The organism is Brevibacillus sp. HB1.4B, from assembly GCF_013284285.1.
Taxonomy (GTDB): domain Bacteria; phylum Bacillota; class Bacilli; order Brevibacillales; family Brevibacillaceae; genus Brevibacillus; species Brevibacillus porteri.
Genome location: NZ_JABSUT010000004.1, coordinates 1 through 19,076, shown reverse-complemented (window position 1 = coordinate 19,076; position 19,076 = coordinate 1). Strand labels below are relative to the sequence as shown.

Genomic DNA, 19,076 nt, shown 5'->3' with positions numbered 1-19,076 from the left:
GTAACGATAGAAAAGAATATTTCCAGGCGTAGCAACTTGTGAAGTCCTACCGAACGGACAGTCTTAGCCCCCAGCAGGACGGAGCCTGGAGCCTAGACTGGAAATATTCTTCTCTCCACTACAGCCACATAGTAAAAAAGGAAGGACTGTTGTCCTCCCTTTATGCTTGTGCCTCCATCAATTGCTGCAGCTTCTTAATCCCACGGAAGTGCAGGATTTTCACCGAAGCCTCTGTCTTACCCAAAATTTCCGCGATCTCATTCATTCGCAAATCTCCGAGATAACGCAGGGCAATCACATTGCGCTGATCCTTTGTCAGCGTGTGCACCTTATCCCACAAGCCCTCGGTTGTCTCCTGATTCAGAAGGCACTCCTCCGGCAGCTTATCCGTTGCGACCATATTGCTAAATGTGTCCTGATCTACCGGGCTCTCCCGCTTCTTGCGCATGTAGTCAATCAAAGCATTGTGCGCAATTCGGAAAATCCAGGCGCCAAAAGGATGGCGACCATCGTACTGCTCAAGCTTGGAGTACACCTTAATAAACACAGTCGTTGTCAGGTCTTCCACATCCCAGACGTTTTTTACCCGGTAGCGGAAATAGCGATATATTTTAGCAGAGTAATCTTCGTAAATTTGTTGGTGACTTAATTTTGGATACATGATTGCTGTCGTCATAATCGATCTCCCGTTTCTGATCCGTATGAATTGATTTCATTGTACGGTCGAAACGAAGCAGGAACCATCGAGTTATATTTCAGGAAGCTTACACTTTTGTAAGGTACTTCTGGACTCGTTGTAAGCTCGCACAAGTAGGTACGGAAGAGGTTTCATATCGGTTACAACTTTCAAAAGAAATCTTTAAAAATTTCTTAAGGAATTTTTTAAGTTGTCTTCAAAACCATTTTTTGATGGGGGAAAAGTCCTGCCGCATGTTTTCTAGTTTACTTTCGCATCAGTTAGCTCAGCTCAGTTATCAATGATATTCATAGCCTTTTGCTATTGAAAAGATATGGGTATCAGTTAGTTCTCCTGAGTCATTTCGATTAACATTGCGTAAAGTACCCTCTAACGTAAAACCCGCCCTCTTAGCTACAGCTATACTTGCGTTATTCCGAGTATCACAGCGAATTTCAAGACGGTTAGCTTCCAACTCAGAAATGGCAAAGCCAACGATACCTTTTACTGCCTCTGTTATTAGACCCTCACCCGTACGCGATGTGCGTAGCCAATATCCAATTTCAAATTTGCGTACATTCCAATCAAAGCGATGGAGTCCACTACTGCCCACAAACTGCCCTGTGCTCTTTTCAAATATATGAAGTACTAAGTCTGTGCGCTCTAGAAAATTGAGCCGGGCCTTACGTACGTAGGCTTCCGAATCGTCAATGGATGGGAGGTTTTTTACAAACGGAAGCCAGGGGCTCATTTCATTTACACTCTCACGTATGGCTTCATTTACAAATTGACCATCCCCCCATTGCGGTGCTCTAATCAATAATCGCTGAGTTTCTAAATGTTCCGGAAAAGAGAGCAGTAATGGATTCATATTCGTCCTCCTTCTATCGGAATGAGTTTCCAATAATAGTAACCGCTTGGCCGCTCATTGACAATTGAAGATAACACTGATTCACTTTCAAGGAATTTACAAACAGCTGCGCTTCTCCCCCACAACAGTTACATGAAAAAGAAAAAACGCCCCCGAAAAAATTCGAGGGCACTTGTATTTACATCAAACCAAGACGTTGGAAGATCGTATCCACATGCTTCAGGTGGTAACGATAGTCAAAGCACTCATCCAGCTCTTCCTTGGACAGTGTGGAGCTGACCGTCGCATCCTCCTCGACGATCGCACGGAAGGAGCGTTGTTCTTCCCACGCTTGCATCGCACGAGGCTGTACCGTGTCATAAGCTTGCTCGCGGCTCATGCCTTTTTCGATCAGCTTGAGCATCACTTGCTGCGAGTAGATCAATCCAAAGGTACGATCCATATTGCGCTTCATGTTCTCAGAGAACACCGTCAAGTTTTTCACGATGTTCATGAAACGGCGCAACATGTAGTTCAACGCTTGCGTCGCATCTGGCAAAATCACGCGCTCCGCAGAGGAGTGGGAAATATCCCGCTCATGCCAGAGGGAAACATTTTCATAGGAAGTGAGCATGTGACCGCGGATGACACGAGCCAGTCCGCAAATATTTTCGCTGCCGATTGGGTTGCGCTTGTGTGGCATGGCGGAAGAACCTTTTTGACCTTTGGCAAATGCTTCTTCCACCTCGCGCATTTCGCTCTTTTGCAGACCGCGAATTTCTGTCGCGAATTTTTCCAAAGAGGTTGCGATCAGTGCCAATGTTGCCATGTACTCGGCGTGGCGATCACGCTGCAAAGTTTGAGTCGAGATAGGCGCTGCCGACAGCCCCAGCTTCTCGCACACGTACGCTTCCACGAACGGATCGATGTTTGCGTATGTTCCAACTGCACCAGAGATTTTGCCGTACGCCACTTCTTTTTTCGCAGCCTGAAAACGTGCCAGGTTGCGCTTCATTTCTTCATGCCACAGGGCCAGCTTCAAGCCAAAAGTCGTAGGCTCCGCATGTACACCATGCGTTCTGCCCATGCAAACCGTATCCTTGTGCTCACGAGCTTTGTCTGCCAAAATCTCGATGAAGTCTTGGATATCACTCTCCAAAATTTCGTTCGCCTGACGGAGCAGGTAAGACAGAGCAGTATCCACTACATCTGTAGAAGTCAGTCCGTAATGCACCCACTTCTTTTCTTCGCCCAAGGTTTCCGATACCGCACGAGTAAACGCCACCACATCATGGCGTGTCTCTTCTTCGATCTCATAGATTCTGTTCATGTCAAAAGTAGCTTTATCCCACAGCTTTTTCACGTCTTCCTCAGGAATGACGCCCAGCTTGGACCATGCTTCACACGCGAGAATTTCTACTTCCAGCCACGCTTTGAATTTGTTTTCTTCCGTCCAAATGGCGCGCATTTCCGGTCGGGAATAACGTTCGATCATGATAATACCTCCGATGTATTCGTCCAGATTTTCAGCTCATCAATCAGGGTGAGCGCTTCTTCTACAGTAGGGGCGAGCACATTGATATGCCCCATTTTTCGCTTGGCCTTGCTCTCTGCTTTTCCGTACAAATGGAGCTTGGCTGTGCGCGGCAGCTTGTCGATCTGATCGATGACAGGCTGTAGATGCTCTCCCAAAATATTAACCATCACGACGCTCGAGAGCAACTCTGTAGATCCTAAAGGCAGATTGCAAACCGCCCGAACATGCTGCTCAAACTGCGAGGTGACACAAGCATCCATGGTAAAATGCCCGGAGTTATGCGGTCGCGGCGCCAATTCATTGACATACAACTGACCATCTTCGGTCAAAAACAGCTCAACAGCAATGAGGCCGACCACATCCAACTTTTCTACAATCGTGCGGGCAATTTCTTCCGCGCGGGCTGCTACTTCAGCCGAAATACGAGCTGGAACAATGCTCAGGTGTAGGATATTTTCCTGATGAATATTTTCTGACACAGGAAAAACAGCCAGTTCTCCCGCAGGATTGCGTGCAGCAATAACAGACAGCTCCATTTGGAATGGTACAAATTGTTCCACGATCAGCTCTGTACCTGCTTTGGACAACGTTTCATACGCCTCCGCCAGTTCAGCCTCGCTTCTCAATACCCATTGCCCTTTGCCGTCATAGCCACCGGTTGCGGTCTTCATTACAGCAGGCAGTCCCAGTTCACGCACGGCGTTCTGCAAATCCTCCAAGCTATTCACAACACAAAACGGAGCAACAGGAATGCCGATCTCGCGAATGGCGGTCTTTTCCCGAATCCGGTTTTGAGTGATGCGCAAAAGCCGGCTGCCCTGCGGCACATAAGCGCGGCTCTCCAACACTTCAGCCACCTGCGCATCGACATTTTCAAATTCATAAGAAATGACATCACTGACCGAGGCAAGCTGCATCGCTGCTTCTACATCATCGTAGCTGGCAACAATTTGTCGATCAGCCGTTTGGCCGCATGGTGCGTCTGCTGTCGGGTCCATTGTGACAAAGCGGTAGCCCATAGCTCGTCCCGCAAGAGCAATCATCCGTCCAAGCTGTCCTCCGCCGAGTATTCCTAGGGTCGATCCTGGTTTGATTTGCTTACGGTCTTTGGTCGTCATTCGAGTTCACTAGCCTCCAGCACCTTATTGCGTACATCATCACGTCTTTGCACGAACCGCTCTTGTACGTCTGGATATTTGATCCCCAAAATTTGCGCAGCCAATAACCCTGCATTGATGGCTCCAGCTTTTCCGATCGCAACCGTCGCCACAGGTACGCCCCCTGGCATTTGCACAATCGACAAAAGCGAGTCGAGACCATTCAAGTTGGATGATTTCACCGGGACACCAATGACTGGTAATTCAGTCTTAGCAGCCACCATTCCTGGCAAATGGGCTGCACCGCCCGCACCCGCAATAATGACTTCCAAGCCGCGGCTTTTAGCGGTCTCGGCATACGTAAACATCAAGTCTGGCGTTCTGTGTGCAGACACGACCTTCTTTTCATACGGCACCTGCAATTCGTCCAAAATTGCGCAAGCTTCCTTCATTGTTTCCCAGTCTGACGTACTGCCCATAATGACTCCTACCAAAGGCTGTAGCATGAACCATTCGCCCCCTACGTTTTGTAACATCAGAAGAAAACCCAACCGACTAACGGCTTTTCGCGCCGCTCTCATCGCCTGGGCTATTCGAACTCGTTTTCACTCAACGTATTCAGTGTAGCAGGGAGAAAGTTTGCCTGTCAACCTCGTTTCCGAACATTTAAAAATGATATATCAAAAATTATTCGTGTTTGCCTTTTTCTACCCATTTGTTTGCCGCTTCGGCTTTCTCTAGCTCAACCCGAAGCCAATAATCCAAATAGGGACTGGCATCCGCCCCGGCAGCTGCAGTCAATAGCGCTGTGATTTGCTCCCCATTTGCCTGCTTATATTGATGATCTCGTACATATTGGCGCAACACCTGATGCAGTCGTTCGACTCCCCATTCTTCTTTCAAGTTCCACCACATAGCACCCGCTCGCCCGTAGACGAGGTCATTGTAGCTCCTCCAGTCTGGAAAGGCCTCTACGGGCGACTTCGCAGTGACTCCTTGGTTCGCATATCCTTCTGCTGCACGTGCTTGGCCTAGCCGCATCTGAATATACGCTTGTGAATGTGCGGCGGACTTTTGCTGCAAAAATACCATCGTCGCATAATCCGTCAGTCCCTCATCCAGCCAAGCCTCTCGCACCTCGTCGTTTCCGACCAACCCATAAAACCACTGATGTGCCGTTTCGTGTGCTACGACCGCTTCCCCCATGGCATCGCTACGGTCAAAATACTCTTGGGCAATAAAGACGAGGCTCGGGTATTCCATTCCACCAAAGAAGCCGCCTGTTTTGACAACATCGTATTCCTTATACGGATACAACCCGAACTGTTTTCCGTAATAGTCGAGTGACTCCTTAGCAGTTTCATGTATTCGTCCAACATTTTGCGAGTCATCACTTTTCTGTACCCACGTACGTACGATAGTTTCCCCGACCTTACCAGATATGGGCTGGTACGTATCGTCCATGACGACAAGGGCAAAATCCCGAACGTTCCATGCGTCCACCTCATAGATTTTTAGCCGTTGCGGTCTCGTCTCAGTGATGACAGCCACGCTCTCCAATCCACTCGTAGCAAGCTGGTACCCCTCTAATAACTGCACACGCAAATGATAATTCGCCACTTCCGAGTAAAAAGGATCGCCAATCGCGGAATAAGGATCGAGCCGCCAGCCTCCTGCGTCCTTGACCGCCAGAATCGGCAGCCAATTGCCCAGCCACATCGCATGATCATGGTAAGACATTCGCCCATTGTTATAAGGGACCTCGAGCTGAAAACTCATATCCACCACCGTCTCAGCAGACGTTGCTCTTGCAGGAAGGGGCACTTGTAAAAGCGCATTGGTCTTTCCTGCATACTGTACGCCGACACTTTTTCCGTTTACCCGTACGTCGCTTATCTTGATACCACCAGGCTCACGCTGTTTACCCAGCACAACCTCCCAGTTTTCACCACGGAGAGCAGCATTTGCAGAAAAAGCATTGGGATATAGATGAAAAAAAGCTTGGTCATCTTTTGGGACAAAACGAGCCGTCAGCATGCCTTTCACCACGTGCTTGTTCATATCGATTTGTACGTCGGCCTTGTAAGTAACTGCAGCCTCCCTGTGATCAATCGGCACAATCTCATGAGCATCTAAGCCTGCCTTCCCTATCCAAGGACGGACGGTCAAGAATACAGTCAAAACGACTCCTACTGCCATGATGACCACCCAATGCTTCCGCCACATCGTGATCCCCTGCCTTCGATTACTTCTTCTGATGCTTGAGACGTTGGCGCTCCAGCCAAGCTGCTGCCTGTTCCTGCTGGGACATGTCTACCTTCAACCAATAATCCAAGAAGGCGCTTGCATCTTCTCCTGCCATCTCAGATAGAAAAGCTCCCCATTCCTTTCCGGTCATAACCTGATAACGGTACTTCTCGACATACTGTTTCAAAACGTCATGTACCCTTTCTTCCCCCCACGCTCCCTGCAATAGCCACAGCATCGAGGACGGACGGGAATAGACAAGATCGCTATAGCTCTGATTATCAGGAAATGCAGACAGTGCTTGCCAAGGACGCAGTTCCTCTGCCACGTAATACTGAACAGAGGTGCCCTGCTCCAGCCGTCTGCGCACCCGTTCTGCTCCCAACAGCGGGTCTTGCTGAGATAAATACGAGAGCGTCACGTACTCCGTGAATCCCTCATCCAGCCATGCTTCCTTTACCTGATTATTTCCGAGCAAGCCGTAAAACCACTGGTGTGCCGTCTCATGGACAACCGTGACGATACCTGTTTCTTCCCCAGCAAAGAAATGACGTCCGTCGAGAAAGACCAATGCTGGGTACTCCATCCCATTAATCGCGCCACCAGTCCTTACCACATCATATTCGGTATATGGATAGGCACCTAATTGATGATGAAAATAGGCGAGAGACTTCGCAGCTGCTTCATGAATCTGCTCAGCAGTTGCCGAATCATCTGTTTTCCGCCACCATGTTCGGACGACTGTCTCGCCCACTTTTGTTTCCGTTTGCTGATAGGAGTCATCCATGACGACTAGGGCAAAATCCCTCACATTTTCTGCACCCAGCTGTATCGTCTTTTCTCCCTCACGAGTAGAAAGCTGCTTCGCAGCCCTGTCTGACGCTGTGCTCGCCAGTTGATAGTCTTTTGGCAGCGTCACGTTCACCTCATAATCTGCGTTCTCACTGTAAAATGGATCACCAACAGGCTCGTATGGATCGAGATGCCACCCTTCCTTGTCGTACACAGCAAGAACTGGGAGCCAGTTCCCCAGCCAGATGGATTGGTCATCGTACGACATCCTGCCGTCGTTTCGCGGAAGAGTCATCTCGAACTCCATCACAATCTTTCGTAGTCCCGCCTGTCCTTCTAGAGGCACTTCCAGGATGTTCAGGTCTTTTATCTGTTTGCCGACAACCGCTACTCCATCAACCAAGAGCTTTTTATTAGTATATGAGCCAAGCGTTGGGCCATTGCCTAAAAGTTCCTCCCATAGCATGCCTTGATGCTCTTCTGTAAATACGTTCGGGTAAAGATGGAGATAGGCACGAGTAGGGTCTTTTGGCCAAAAGGTAATTGTTACGGTTCCTGCTACTTCTTTCTTGATTGGATCAATTCGCACATCAGCCTGATAGAGTGGTTTTCGCTTAAGCGCAGTACCCTCCTCAGCATTTACAGGCAACATCCACGTCAAAAACAATAAGCTACAACCGACCATTGAGACCCATTTCTTCACGCCATCTCCCCCTTTTCTCTACTGTACAAAAAATGGAAGAAAAAGACTATCTTTCCTCTTTACCCTGACAGCTTGTCGGACAGCCACTTTTCAACCAACTCCAAAGGAACCCGCTGTTCCGTTCCCTCTCGCATATCTCGGACGACGACCTGCCCACTGTTCACTTCGTTTTCCCCATAGATCAAGGCAAAAGCAACGCCTTCTTTGTTTGCATAATCGAGTGCTTTTTTCAGTCTTCTACCTGTCAGCTCTAGCTCGACTCTGATTCCGCCCTCTCGCAATCGATTGGCCAGACCAAGACTGGATGCTTCGGTCCCGAGGGGAATGACGAGTACATCGGCAGCCTTCTGCTCTCCCGTGTTGCGATTTGCCAAGGCTGCAAGAATGACATCCAATCCGAACGATATCCCTACAGCGGGGTACTCTCGTCCATCATCCAAAAGCCGACCGATGATCTGATCGTAACGTCCCCCACTGCCGATACTGGACGTAAGACTTCCATCCTGCAAAAAAATCTCATACACAATTCCCGTGTAGATCCCTAAGCCCCTCGCCAAAAATGGAGAGAACCGAAGCTCTCCACCCACACCCGCTCCTTTTACATAGGCAAGCATATCGCGCAGCTCCCGAATCCCTTCCTGAACAAGTGGGGACACAAAGCGCTCTGCCAACAGATCCAGGGTAATCACACCTTCTTGCAGGAAAGACGTAATCGCCAAAACGAGTGGCTCTTCGACGTTTCGCTCCCGCAAGTCATCACGCACTCCATCCACGCCGATCTTCTCGAGCTTATCCAGCGACAGCATGACATCCCCGGCCCGCAGAGCGGGGACTCCCAACTCCTGAAGCACCCCAGATAATAGCTTGCGGTTGTTGACCTCAATGTACACGTCGAGCCCCAGCCGCTTGAATGCCTCAAACGCCATACTGAGCAATTCTGCTTCAGCCAGCACCGATGTCGTTCCCACGATATCGACATCGCATTGAATAAATTCGCGCAAACGCCCGGTTTTCACTGGACCGTCCCGAAATACTTTTCCGATCTCATACCGCTTGAACGGCATCCGCATCTCAGGATTCATACCCACTACCTTCGTCAATGGTACGGTCAAATCATAGCGTAGCCCAAGCTCTCTATCTCCTTGGTCGTTCAAGCGATACACTTCCTTCAAGATTTCATCCCCGCCACCGTACTTGGATGCCAGCAATTCGTAGTGCTGTAGCATAGGGGTCTCCAACGGTTTGCAGCCATATGTCTCGAATACCGCTTCGAGTGTCCGTCGTATCCAGTTTCGTTGCATTTGCTCCTGCGGCATGAAATCTTTTGTGCCTTTTACCGTTTTTAATACTTCGTTTTCCATGAGGAACACCCTTTCTTTTTTCAGATAAAGAAAACCAAAAAAGCCATGCAAGGCAATTTCCTGCCCGCATGGCTTCCTAAATACACCACCGCAGGCACGAAGCACAAGAAGCGCTTGCACCTGCGGAAAAATTTCCGAAGATACAAACGCTCTACGTGTGGTGATGCTGTTGAAGGAACATAGTGAGACCTGTCATTTTGATCGGTCCATCCTTCCAAAAAAAGATTTTTCCTATCATAGCGCAAAAAAAGCTCCTCGTCCAGTAGACGAAGAGCCCCATTCCCAAAAAATTCTATTCGCGCAACCAGATGAAGTACGCCAGGAAGACGAAGAACAGCACATACATCGCCGGATGCACTTCGCGAGCCTTGCCCTTCATTACCTTCATCACCGGATAAACGATGAAGCCCGTCGCAATACCTGTTGCAATACTGTAAGTCAATGGCATCAACAAAATCGTCAGGAATGCAGGGAACGCTTCATCCAGGTCATCCCAAGCCACTTTTGCAATGTGAGAAGCCATCAGAACACCGACGATAATGAGCGCTGGTGCCGTAACCGCTGGTGTCACAATTGCGAGAATCGGCGAGAAGAACAACGCCAGAAGGAACATACTCCCTGTGACAACTGCGGTAAATCCGGAGCGTCCGCCTGCCGCTACCCCTGCTGTCGACTCAACATAAGCTGTAGTGGTAGATGTACCAAGTACCGCACCTGCCATACCTGCAATCGCATCGGAAGCGAGTGCTTTTCCTGGACGTGGCAAATTGCCGTCTTCGCGAAGCAATCCAGCTTGGTTCGCTACACCCAAGAGCGTACCCGTCGCATCGAAAAAGTCTACAAACAAGAAAGTCAAAACAACAATCAGCATATTCATGGTGAACAATGCAGATGGATCACCGAGATATTGGAATGCAGCACCGAATGTAGGAGCAAGGCTCGGTGGTGCAGAAACGATTTGCTCAGGCAGATTCACCAGTCCGAAGAACATCCCGGTAATCGCTGTAATCAACATTCCGATAAAGATACCCGCATTGATTTTGCGAGAAAGCAGAATGACCGTCACGATCAAACCAAACACAGCGAGCAATGCATTTTTCGCTGCCAAAATTTCTTCCGGCTTCATGCCCTCGTGATAGAAGGTCAGATGTCCCAATGCTACGAAGGTGGCATCATTTGCTACGATGATACCCGCGTTTTTCAAACCGATAAAGGCAATAAAAAGTCCAATCCCTGCCGAAACTGCGTATTTCAAGCTTTGTGGAATCGCCTTGATGATCGCTTCACGAACACCTGTCAGGGACAGAATCAAAAAGATCGTACAAGAAAGGAATACGCCAGCCAAAGCCTGTTGCCAAGGAATTTGCATCGTCAGAACGACTGTATAAGTGAAAAATGCGTTCAATCCCATACCCGGAGCTTGACCAATCGGCAAACGTCCGAGAATACCCATTAACAGTGTACCGAGAGCAGCAGCCAAAGCCGTTGCGGTAAAGACAGCGCCAAATTCAGGGTAGTTCGCTTTTAAATCTGGCGGCAGATCAGCACCACTGAGAATGAATGGATTGACAGCCAAGATATAAGCCATTGCCAAAAAAGTAGTGATACCCGCGATAATTTCGCGACGGTAATTGGTGCCTAGCTTGTCAAACTCAAAATACTTCCGCACCTATAAGTCCCCCCATACTAATCTTGTTGCAAAAAACAGTCTATCTGTTTTTTGCCGACCGTAATGAAAAACGTCTCAACGTTTTTCACAAAAAAAGGCCCGGACGCTCTTATCATGCGCCTGGCCTTCAAACAAAACACTCCGGGAATAATTCCAAATATAATTACAAAATCAGATCCCGATGACATTTTGTTCGTAGCCAGGTCGTTAACGGCGACCATGTAGAAACTCTCGAGCCATATTCTCAAGAATATACGAACCTTCCTATATTACCTGCTCACATTGAGAAGTTTATCAGGTGACATAGGGAATGTCAACGAAAATACGAACATTCATTTTTGGAAAGAGTTTAATATCCGGATATTTTCTAATACGGCCTGTGTTATACTTGCATAGATTCTTCCAGATCTCAACAATCTCTTTTAGGGTGGTCCAAAATGAGCTATATGGATGCTTGGGAGCAAATAATAGCGGAGCAGGAGCGAGAACGTGATCGGCTTCGAGTCAATCGAATAACCATACGGGTCGACGATAAGAAAAAGAGCAAACGCAACATTCATCAAAAGGAAAAGGTCATCGAATATGGCTTTGTAGAACGTGATTTGTATGATGAGAATTTATATGGGAGGTTTGAACTCTATTTCGCTGATCGCGACACTCTTCTCCAGCAAGATCGGTTTGGAGATGAAATTGCTTTTGGTGAGCTTATAGATGAACACACCGTTGCCACTGCAATCTTCTCCTATTTAGCGGAGCACTATTCTCCGTTTTTAGAGGAAGCTCCCTTCGCTATCAGCTATAACCCGATTGCAGAAGCTTGGATTATCGAAGGAACTCTTCCGCCGGGATGGCTAGGCGGGGTCATTTATATTGCTCTAGCCAAAGAAAATGGGAAGCTTCTCATGATGTATGGAACGAGATAATTCTTGGTCATAAAAAAAACTCTCTTTTATTCGCAAATCACGCAAATAAAAGAGAGTTTTTTTTTGTTCCTATTCCCACTCAATTGTTGCTGGTGGTTTGGACGTTACATCATACACAATGCGGTTAACATTGTCTACTTCATTCACGATACGCACAGAGATTTTCTCCAATACATCCCACGGAATGCGTGCCCAGTCAGCAGTCATACCATCAATGGACGTTACCGCACGAATCCCTACTGTGTAAGAATACGTACGAACATCTCCCATTACACCTACGGTCGTCATGTTTGGCAAAGCCGTGAAGTACTGCCAGATTTCCCGATCGAGACCTGCCTTGGCAATCTCCTCACGCAAGATCGCATCGGATTCACGAACGATCTTCAGTTTTTCTTCCGTAACTTCACCCAAAACACGAATGCCGAGGCCTGGTCCTGGGAATGGCTGACGCCAAACAATCTCATCTGGCAAGCCCAGCTCTTTACCCAGTTTGCGTACTTCGTCTTTGAACAAGGTTTTCAATGGTTCAATCAACGTGAACTTCATGTCTTCTGGCAAACCGCCTACATTGTGGTGCGATTTGATCGTTTGCGCAGTTGCTGTTCCACTCTCAACGATATCGGTGTACAGCGTACCCTGTGCCAAGAAGTCCATATCTGTCAGCTTGGCTGCTTCTTCATCGAATACATAAATGAACTCGTTACCGATGATTTTGCGCTTTTGCTCTGGGTCAGATACACCTTTGAGCTTGCTCATGAAACGCTCGCGCGCATCGATCTTGAGCACTTTCATGGAGAATTTCTCAGCGAATGTTTCCATTACGCCTTCTGCTTCCCCTTGACGCAGAAGACCGTGGTCAACGAACATGCACGTCAATTGATCGCCAATCGCTTTGTGAATCAGCGCTGCTACTACGGAAGAATCCACACCGCCGCTCAACGCACACAGTACTTGCTTATTGCCAACTGTTTCACGAATGCGAACCAGCTCGTCTTCGATGAACGTCGTCATGCTCCAATTCGCTTCACATCCACAAATGTTGAACAGGAAGTTTCCGATGAACTCAGTACCTTTTTGGGTATGAACTACTTCTGGATGAAACTGTACGCCGTACAGCTGGCGCTCAGGGTTGCTGATCGCAGCTACCGGGCAGCTGTCGCTTACCGCATCAATAACAAATCCGGTTGGGAGCTCTACTACTTTGTCAGAGTGGCTCATCCACACGATTTCATTCGTATCCCATTTGTCGTACAAGCTGTGTTTTTGCTGCATCCGCAATTCAGCTTTTCCGTACTCGCGTTTACCCGCGCGTTCTACTTTTCCGCCCGTCAAATGGCTCATCAACTGCATACCGTAGCAAATACCCAATACAGGCAAGCCCAGATCAAAAATCGCAGGGTCTACAGTTGGTGCTCCCTCTTCGTACACGCTAGCAGGTCCGCCAGAGAAAATAATCCCTTTTGGATTCATCTCTTTAATCTTTTCAACAGGTGTATTGAACGGTATCAGTTCACTATAAACACCCAGATCGCGTACACGGCGCGCGATCAACTGATTGTACTGGCCTCCGAAATCGAGTACGACGACCATTTCCATTGACTTGTCCATCATATCCCCCTTCTCCTGTAACATACAGGACGTGCAAGTGTCGGCATGCCATGCGAAGTTGTCGCATATTTGCAAAAAAGCCGGGACTGCCATCTCCGATAAACAATACGGAGGCAACGTCCCAGCTTGTGTACACATGTGCGGTTTGCATGTACAAAAATCCGATGTGCTCTCCTCGTAGTCGCCAAATTTACGGTCTAGCGGTAGAAACTTTCAGGCCCTATTCCTGATCATTATACGAGTCTCATTGATCGTCATTCTAGCAGATGGAACGGCATTGTTCAAGGCTTCAATTGACGGATTAACCGTTCGAGTATTTGCTCTGCTGTTGTTCTCGCCTTTTGTTCCATTTGTTTGTAGCCATACACAGTACGTTCGTACAGCTCCGTCAAATAGCGCAGGTCTTGTCGCTTGTCTGCCGGCAGGGTCATTCTGCCCACGTACTCCCGCAATGTTTCTCCTGGCTGTCTGCGCGTGTAGACTCGCTCCATCATTCGCATCAGCAGATGGTACCGATCCGGGAACTCACTGCTTCGCTCTTGATTCAGTTGCCTGCGCATCCACCATAGCTGGATGTCTTGTCTGCGGCGCCACGCGATAATTCCTGCTACGATAGCGGCTACAGCCAATCCCGCATTTACTTGCCATGGAATCTTAATCCAGCTGCCTGCTGGTCTGTCGCCCTCTTCCAGCTCATTGAAACGTCCATCCCCACGATCAATATTCGTTTGATTCTCCATGTTTGGCAATGGAACGGGGATTTGCGGCTGTGAGGTGACCAGATCATAATTAAAACGAACAGGTGACATGAATGAACTCGTCGCTTCAAAAGGAACCCAACCAACCTCCGGGAAGTATACCTCTACCCACGAGTGAGCATCCTTGTTGCGCACTTCTACAGTCTCGTAGTTAAACGCATCCGTTCCCACTCGTTCACCTGGAGCAAAGCCCTTGACCCAACGTGTTGGGATATCCAAGGTACGAAGCATAACCGCCATCGAAGTGGAGAAATGGTCACAGTACCCTCGAAGGCTGTCAAACAAGAAGTGATCGACAAAATCCTGACCTTCTGCAGCGACTGGAACGTCTTTCGTTTCATACTTATATTTTCCACTTGAGCGCAAGTAATTCTCGATCGCTCTCACTTTGTCATAAGGAGTTTTGGCATCCTTCGTAATCGTTGCAGCAAGCTCTCTTACTCGCGGAGGCACCGAGGCTGGCACTTGCAAATAGCGCTCTTTGATATCATCCGGATAGTTCGTCCCCGCATTCGTCACGGCCTTTTCACTGACAATCGGTACTTCTGTCTCGACCTTGTATTGATTCAGTTTGAGCAAAAGCGGATTGGGGCCGTACTCTGGCCGACCGTTTTTCTCACTCAGCTGAACCAAGTTGATTTTTCCTGCCCGTACTTCGAGCTGCTGATTCATTTTGTCATAAACAACGGTTGCCTCTGGTGGAGCGTAGTTGCTCACCTTTTTCAGCTGACCTTGATAAAAGACAGTCGGGAATTGCTGCGGGCCTTTAAATTCTAATGTTGCTTGTACCTTCTTCGTTTCAAGCCCTTGAAACAACGTATTCTCCCATGTATAGGTTTGCGGGTCCAGGATTGACTCGTACTCTCTATCGCCTTTTTCCCAACCAACTCCCGTATACACGTCCTTCGAGTCACCGCGCCAATAGCTGCGCTCGTTCGTCTTTGCAATAAACACTAATGTGTTATCTTGCATGAAAGGACCGCCCAACCGTTCGTCGTTGTTGTCGTATCCTACTTTTTTCATCACACCAACAGGGGTATCGTTTCCTTTCCCTGTTAAAAAGGCGATCGGATCAGGCCATGACGGTCCTGACTTCGGTGCAGCATAACCGATGCCTATACAGACCATAATGACCATCACCGAAGCCAGCAGTGAGTTGAGCATGATTCGGCTTCTCTTCCCTGCCAGTGTTGCCATGTTCGTCATCTTCATCAGATGGCTAATGGCCAGCATCAGGAAACCAATGATCAGCGTCCGTACAACCCCTGCACTGGCATCGTACGGGAGAAACGTATCCAACACAGCCAAATACAGTTCCGTCAAAAAGACAAACCATAAGCCTTGCCGTTGTTCCAGCACAAGATACGTTAACATTGTCGCTAACAACACCAAAACGAGATCAAACATCGTATTCCGCGACAAGATCGACATGCTGGCCCAATCCTGTTGAAACGCTAACGGAAGATCGTGAATCATCTGCCCGTACAATTCGCCAATCCATTCCGTGTCAAAAAACGGTTTGTCAAATAAAGTAGCATGCAAAAGCACCACTAGCCCCAGAGCCTTGATCGGCAAGGTTAGCCACCGATAAGGGATCAACAGGTCAATGATAATGACTCCAGCCACAATCGCATAAAACGGCCATAGAATGCCCGTATCGGTTAATGTCTGTAGAGGAAGAAGCCACTCTCTTAACATCAGGAACAGAAAAAGGGCCAAGACCCATTCCCAAATCGTTGGACGCTTCCAAACGCTCATGAGTCTATGCACCTCCAATCCGTTTCCACTCTTGATCATCCATGTGAATAGAAGTACATGTTACTTTGTTTGCGCCAAGCAGCTGCAACGCTTGCTTATGTTCATGCGAAATCGTTGACTCGTTCTGCATGAGAAACAACTGCACCCGTCTACCTTTTTGAGCCAGTGTGACCAAACGACTGATCAGCGTTTTTTCTACATGCGGTGTAATAATAATCAAAGTGACACCTTGAGGCTGCTCCAATGATTCTCTTCCCACAATTCTTGCAAATAACTCTTGTCCTTCTGGTGCGACACGAGCTAATTGATCAAAAACTCTGAGGAAATGAGCATGGGACAGTCCTGGTGGTATCGATATACGTTCTGCTTGCTTGTACACGAGCCCATAATGGTATTGATTCCGATTGGCGTAAGCGATCAGACTCGCAGCTAGCTTCACTGCTGTTTCGAACAAGTGCACAGGCTTCCCTTGGTAGCTCGCCTTCTCCACATCAAGGAAAAAGACAGCCTGATTCATCGCCTGATGCTCAAACTCTTTCGTCTTCAGACCCATCCCCCGTGCGGAAGCTCGCCAATGAATTTGGCTCAACCGATCGCCCCGATGATAGTCTCTTACGCCGCGTACTGCTGCTACGTCGTCAGAGCGTCGATGGGAAACATGCACCGTCCCACTGAAGCTGCCGTCACCCAGGGCCCAATGGGTCAATTCTTTGTATTTTGGATAAACGAGAAACTCCTGAGAAATCGAATAAACCTTCCGACGCTCAAAAAATCCAAAAAAATCCCCGCCGCTCACTACACATTCATCGAGACGATAGTATCCACGCGGTACATTGGGTATGACATACCGAAACTCGACTTCCCTTTTGAACCATGGGAATATCAGTTGTCGATGCGGTTCATACACGCCAGCCAGCCTCGCCGGCAATGGCTCCATAATCATATGCCATCCCAGCGGAAACCAAATCCTCCGGCGCAGGCGTATCGTTACAATGACATCTTCCCCATCCTGTAGACGATTGCGATCTAGTTCACGCTCGACTTCTAGCTTCGTGAACATGAGTACATAAGCCACAATTTCATACAGGAGAAACACCAAACTACTATAGAAAAGAAACCAGCTTGAGAAGCCACCTTGAAATTTTGCGAATGCATACGTGATCAGGACTAATGCAATCGCCTTGAGCCTACCCCACCTTTGCTGTCTCATCTGCAATCACCGCCTTATCTTACCGGGACACGGGTCTCAGACAAGATCATAGCCAACACCCGATCTACGGTTGCTCCTTCCAGTCTTGCTTCTGGTTTCACAATCATACGGTGTGCAAACACAACTGGAACTAGTTCCTTCACGTCATCTGGAATGACATAGTCACGTCCACGAACGAAGGCCAACGCCTGAACAGCCCGGAAAAGAGCAAGGGAACCGCGCGGGCTCACGCCTAGATAGATATGATGATGCTCACGCGTACGATGACATAGACGTACGATGTATTCTTTTATTCCTTCCGATACCTTAATCGTCGACACCTGGCGTTGAAGTTCCGCCAGCTCGGCTGTGGTCATAACCGGCTGAAGCTCTTCCAATGGGTTCGCTGCCGAGAATCTGGACAGCATCCGCATTTCTTCCTCTACCGTTGGATACCCCAAACTTAATTGCATGAAAAATCGGTCCAATTGAGCTTCAGGTAATGGGAAGGTCCCTTCATACTCTAATGGGTTTTGCGTAGCCATCACAAAAAACGGCTCTGCCAATCGATACGTAGCACCATCGATTGTTACTGAGCGCTCTTCCATTGCTTCCAAAAGTGCAGATTGTGTTTTTGGCGAAGTCCGGTTGATTTCGTCTGCAAGAATGACATTCGCAAAAATCGGCCCTTGACGGAACTCAAACTCCAGACTTTTTTGATTAAAGATAGCAACCCCTGTCACATCCGTTGGCAACAAATCTGGGGTAAATTGAATACGTTTAAACTCACCGCTGATTGATCTGGACAATGCCCGTACCATCATGGTCTTCCCAACGCCTGGTACATCTTCGAGCAAAACGTGACCATTCGCTAGAATAGCGGCTACCATCAGCTCAATCACGGAGCGTTTACCAATCAATACTTTTTCTATATTATCGATTAAACTGGCTATTGCAGGATTTACTTGTTCCAATTTGATAGGGTTCATGTTGATACAACTCCTGTTCCATGATATTCTTCCGCAGGTTTGTAACAGCTGTTCCTCCATGCTTTCAGCGTAATTCTAAAGTAATGGATGCAAATAGGAGATACAAGGGAAATTTGCTTAAAATTTGCAAAAATACACAAGTCATTATAAAAAAAAGAGTAGGATCTATTCCTACTCTTCGGTTTCATATGAAATATGGCGTGCCCTGAGAGATTCGAACTCCCGACCTTTTGATTCGTAGTCAAACGCTCTATCCAGCTGAGCTAAGGGCACAAATAAATGGAGCGGACGAAGGGTCTCGAACCCTCGACCTTCGCCTTGGCAAGGCGACGCTCTACCAATTGAGCTACGTCCGCATGTTACATCTTATGTGGTTTGTACAGAGGACAAAGCTTTCTGTTATAGTATGGTGCGGGTGAAGGGACTTGAACCCCCACGGTTGCCCGCCAGAACCTAAATCTGGTGCGTCTGCCATTCCGCCACACCCGCATTTTACTTAGAACAGAAAAGGCATTACTCTTACTATCACGCAGCTTTGCTTATTCAGCAAAAAAAACTGGTGAGCCATGAAGGACTCGAACCTTCGACCCTCTGATTAAAAGTCAGATGCTCTACCAACTGAGCTAATGGCTCGCAAATGGCTGGGGTACTAGGATTTGAACCTAGGAATGACGGAGTCAAAGTCCGTTGCCTTACCGCTTGGCTATACCCCAATGGTGGTGCCGGCAATAGGACTTGAACCCACAACCCCCTGATTACAAGTCAGGTGCTCTACCAATTGAGCTATACCGGCGCTGTTGAATTAAATTAGTGGTGGCTCGGGACGGAATCGAACCGCCGACACGAGGATTTTCAGTCCTCTGCTCTACCGACTGAGCTACCGAGCCATTTATAATTACTTTTCGCCATTCTTTAATAA

14 protein-coding genes, 7 tRNA genes and 2 riboswitches are annotated in these 19,076 nt (G+C 48.1%); of the genes, 1 reads left to right on the top strand and 20 read right to left on the bottom strand.

Translation table 11 applies throughout. The annotated features are described in order from the left end of the window. Nucleotides 1-160: 160 nt before the first annotated feature. The 9 genes from HP398_RS10760 to HP398_RS10720 all read right to left on the bottom strand — a co-directional run bounded on the left by HP398_RS10760 (nucleotide 161) and on the right by HP398_RS10720 (nucleotide 10,932). Nucleotides 161-676, bottom strand: a complete 516-nt coding sequence (locus tag HP398_RS10760) for a sigma-70 family RNA polymerase sigma factor (RefSeq protein WP_069847459.1) — start codon at nucleotides 674-676, stop codon at nucleotides 161-163. A 298-nt stretch (nucleotides 677-974) separates the two neighbouring features. Next, complete coding sequence (locus HP398_RS10755) at nucleotides 975-1,547, bottom strand: GNAT family N-acetyltransferase (RefSeq protein ID WP_017249648.1); 573 nt, start codon at nucleotides 1,545-1,547, stop codon at nucleotides 975-977. Nucleotides 1,548-1,725: 178 nt separating this feature from the next. Continuing rightward, nucleotides 1,726-3,021 carry an adenylosuccinate lyase gene (gene purB, locus HP398_RS10750; protein WP_173622557.1) on the bottom strand — a complete coding sequence of 432 codons (1,296 nt, stop codon included), beginning with the start codon at nucleotides 3,019-3,021 and terminating at the stop codon, nucleotides 1,726-1,728. Further along, complete coding sequence (gene purK, locus HP398_RS10745) at nucleotides 3,018-4,181, bottom strand: 5-(carboxyamino)imidazole ribonucleotide synthase (RefSeq protein ID WP_106652418.1); 1,164 nt, start codon at nucleotides 4,179-4,181, stop codon at nucleotides 3,018-3,020. The genes purB and purK overlap by 4 nt, the downstream gene beginning before the upstream one ends. Next, nucleotides 4,178-4,666 carry a 5-(carboxyamino)imidazole ribonucleotide mutase gene (gene purE / locus HP398_RS10740; protein ID WP_012684280.1) on the bottom strand — a complete coding sequence of 163 codons (489 nt, stop codon included), beginning with the start codon at nucleotides 4,664-4,666 and terminating at the stop codon, nucleotides 4,178-4,180. The genes purK and purE overlap by 4 nt, the downstream gene beginning before the upstream one ends. 181 nt (nucleotides 4,667-4,847) lie before the next feature. Next, nucleotides 4,848-6,386 (bottom strand): M1 family metallopeptidase, encoded by a 1,539-nt coding sequence (locus HP398_RS10735; RefSeq protein ID WP_173622556.1) that lies wholly within the window; start codon nucleotides 6,384-6,386, stop codon nucleotides 4,848-4,850. Nucleotides 6,387-6,405: 19 nt separating this feature from the next. After that, the gene (locus HP398_RS10730) at nucleotides 6,406-7,902 is read right to left on the bottom strand and encodes a M1 family metallopeptidase (protein WP_173622555.1); all 1,497 of its coding nucleotides are present in this window, start codon (nucleotides 7,900-7,902) and stop codon (nucleotides 6,406-6,408) included. A gap of 59 nt (nucleotides 7,903-7,961) precedes the next feature. After that, nucleotides 7,962-9,263, bottom strand: coding sequence for a histidine--tRNA ligase (locus HP398_RS10725; RefSeq protein ID WP_173622554.1), 1,302 nt, complete (start codon nucleotides 9,261-9,263; stop codon nucleotides 7,962-7,964). A 292-nt stretch (nucleotides 9,264-9,555) separates the two neighbouring features. Then, the gene (locus tag HP398_RS10720; protein ID WP_017249642.1) at nucleotides 9,556-10,932 is read right to left on the bottom strand and encodes an NCS2 family permease; all 1,377 of its coding nucleotides are present in this window, start codon (nucleotides 10,930-10,932) and stop codon (nucleotides 9,556-9,558) included. Between the two features lie 176 nt (nucleotides 10,933-11,108). Next, nucleotides 11,109-11,210: riboswitch (purine riboswitch) on the bottom strand. Nucleotides 11,211-11,369: 159 nt separating this feature from the next. Here HP398_RS10720 and HP398_RS10715 point away from each other — a divergent pair. Further along, the gene (locus tag HP398_RS10715; RefSeq protein ID WP_173622553.1) at nucleotides 11,370-11,855 is read left to right on the top strand and encodes an NTF2 fold immunity protein; all 486 of its coding nucleotides are present in this window, start codon (nucleotides 11,370-11,372) and stop codon (nucleotides 11,853-11,855) included. A 69-nt stretch (nucleotides 11,856-11,924) separates the two neighbouring features. Here HP398_RS10715 and guaA read toward each other — a convergent pair whose 3' ends face one another. The 11 genes from guaA to HP398_RS10660 all read right to left on the bottom strand — a co-directional run bounded on the left by guaA (nucleotide 11,925) and on the right by HP398_RS10660 (nucleotide 19,044). Next, nucleotides 11,925-13,463 carry a glutamine-hydrolyzing GMP synthase gene (gene guaA, locus HP398_RS10710; protein ID WP_026043170.1) on the bottom strand — a complete coding sequence of 513 codons (1,539 nt, stop codon included), beginning with the start codon at nucleotides 13,461-13,463 and terminating at the stop codon, nucleotides 11,925-11,927. A 158-nt stretch (nucleotides 13,464-13,621) separates the two neighbouring features. After that, a riboswitch (purine riboswitch) is annotated at nucleotides 13,622-13,724 on the bottom strand. Nucleotides 13,725-13,744: 20 nt separating this feature from the next. After that, entirely contained in the window at nucleotides 13,745-15,979 is a 2,235-nt protein-coding gene (locus HP398_RS10705; protein ID WP_026043169.1) for a transglutaminase TgpA family protein, read from the bottom strand. A 4-nt stretch (nucleotides 15,980-15,983) separates the two neighbouring features. Next, nucleotides 15,984-17,189: a DUF58 domain-containing protein gene (locus HP398_RS10700; RefSeq protein WP_017249637.1), complete on the bottom strand. Its 1,206-nt coding sequence runs from the start codon at nucleotides 17,187-17,189 to the stop codon at nucleotides 15,984-15,986. Nucleotides 17,190-17,203: 14 nt separating this feature from the next. Further along, nucleotides 17,204-18,157 (bottom strand): AAA family ATPase, encoded by a 954-nt coding sequence (locus tag HP398_RS10695; RefSeq protein WP_173622552.1) that lies wholly within the window; start codon nucleotides 18,155-18,157, stop codon nucleotides 17,204-17,206. 196 nt (nucleotides 18,158-18,353) lie between these two features. Next, nucleotides 18,354-18,430, bottom strand: a tRNA-Arg gene (locus HP398_RS10690). 7 nt (nucleotides 18,431-18,437) lie between these two features. Next, nucleotides 18,438-18,513, bottom strand: a tRNA-Gly gene (locus tag HP398_RS10685). A gap of 51 nt (nucleotides 18,514-18,564) precedes the next feature. Then, nucleotides 18,565-18,646 (bottom strand) — tRNA-Leu (locus HP398_RS10680). Nucleotides 18,647-18,714: 68 nt separating this feature from the next. Continuing rightward, nucleotides 18,715-18,790 (bottom strand) — tRNA-Lys (locus HP398_RS10675). Between the two features lie 5 nt (nucleotides 18,791-18,795). Next, a tRNA-Gln gene (locus HP398_RS10670) sits at nucleotides 18,796-18,870 on the bottom strand. A 4-nt stretch (nucleotides 18,871-18,874) separates the two neighbouring features. Continuing rightward, a tRNA-Thr gene (locus tag HP398_RS10665) sits at nucleotides 18,875-18,950 on the bottom strand. Between the two features lie 18 nt (nucleotides 18,951-18,968). Beyond that, nucleotides 18,969-19,044: transfer RNA gene (locus HP398_RS10660), tRNA-Phe, on the bottom strand. Nucleotides 19,045-19,076: the final 32 nt, after the last annotated feature.

What these genes read in the sequence shown, in the direction of transcription:
- HP398_RS10760 (WP_069847459.1), bottom strand. Translation starts at nt 676, where the DNA reads ATGACGACAGCAATCATGTATCCAAAATTAAGTCACCAACAAATTTAC.
- HP398_RS10755 (WP_017249648.1), bottom strand. Translation starts at nt 1,547, where the DNA reads ATGAATCCATTACTGCTCTCTTTTCCGGAACATTTAGAAACTCAGCGA.
- purB (WP_173622557.1), bottom strand. Translation starts at nt 3,021, where the DNA reads ATGATCGAACGTTATTCCCGACCGGAAATGCGCGCCATTTGGACGGAA.
- purK (WP_106652418.1), bottom strand. Translation starts at nt 4,181, where the DNA reads ATGACGACCAAAGACCGTAAGCAAATCAAACCAGGATCGACCCTAGGA.
- purE (WP_012684280.1), bottom strand. Translation starts at nt 4,666, where the DNA reads ATGCTACAGCCTTTGGTAGGAGTCATTATGGGCAGTACGTCAGACTGG.
- HP398_RS10735 (WP_173622556.1), bottom strand. Translation starts at nt 6,386, where the DNA reads ATGTGGCGGAAGCATTGGGTGGTCATCATGGCAGTAGGAGTCGTTTTG.
- HP398_RS10725 (WP_173622554.1), bottom strand. Translation starts at nt 9,263, where the DNA reads ATGGAAAACGAAGTATTAAAAACGGTAAAAGGCACAAAAGATTTCATG.
- HP398_RS10715 (WP_173622553.1), top strand. Translation starts at nt 11,370, where the DNA reads ATGAGCTATATGGATGCTTGGGAGCAAATAATAGCGGAGCAGGAGCGA.
- guaA (WP_026043170.1), bottom strand. Translation starts at nt 13,463, where the DNA reads ATGGACAAGTCAATGGAAATGGTCGTCGTACTCGATTTCGGAGGCCAG.
- HP398_RS10705 (WP_026043169.1), bottom strand. Translation starts at nt 15,979, where the DNA reads ATGAGCGTTTGGAAGCGTCCAACGATTTGGGAATGGGTCTTGGCCCTT.
- HP398_RS10700 (WP_017249637.1), bottom strand. Translation starts at nt 17,189, where the DNA reads ATGAGACAGCAAAGGTGGGGTAGGCTCAAGGCGATTGCATTAGTCCTG.
- HP398_RS10695 (WP_173622552.1), bottom strand. Translation starts at nt 18,157, where the DNA reads ATGAACCCTATCAAATTGGAACAAGTAAATCCTGCAATAGCCAGTTTA.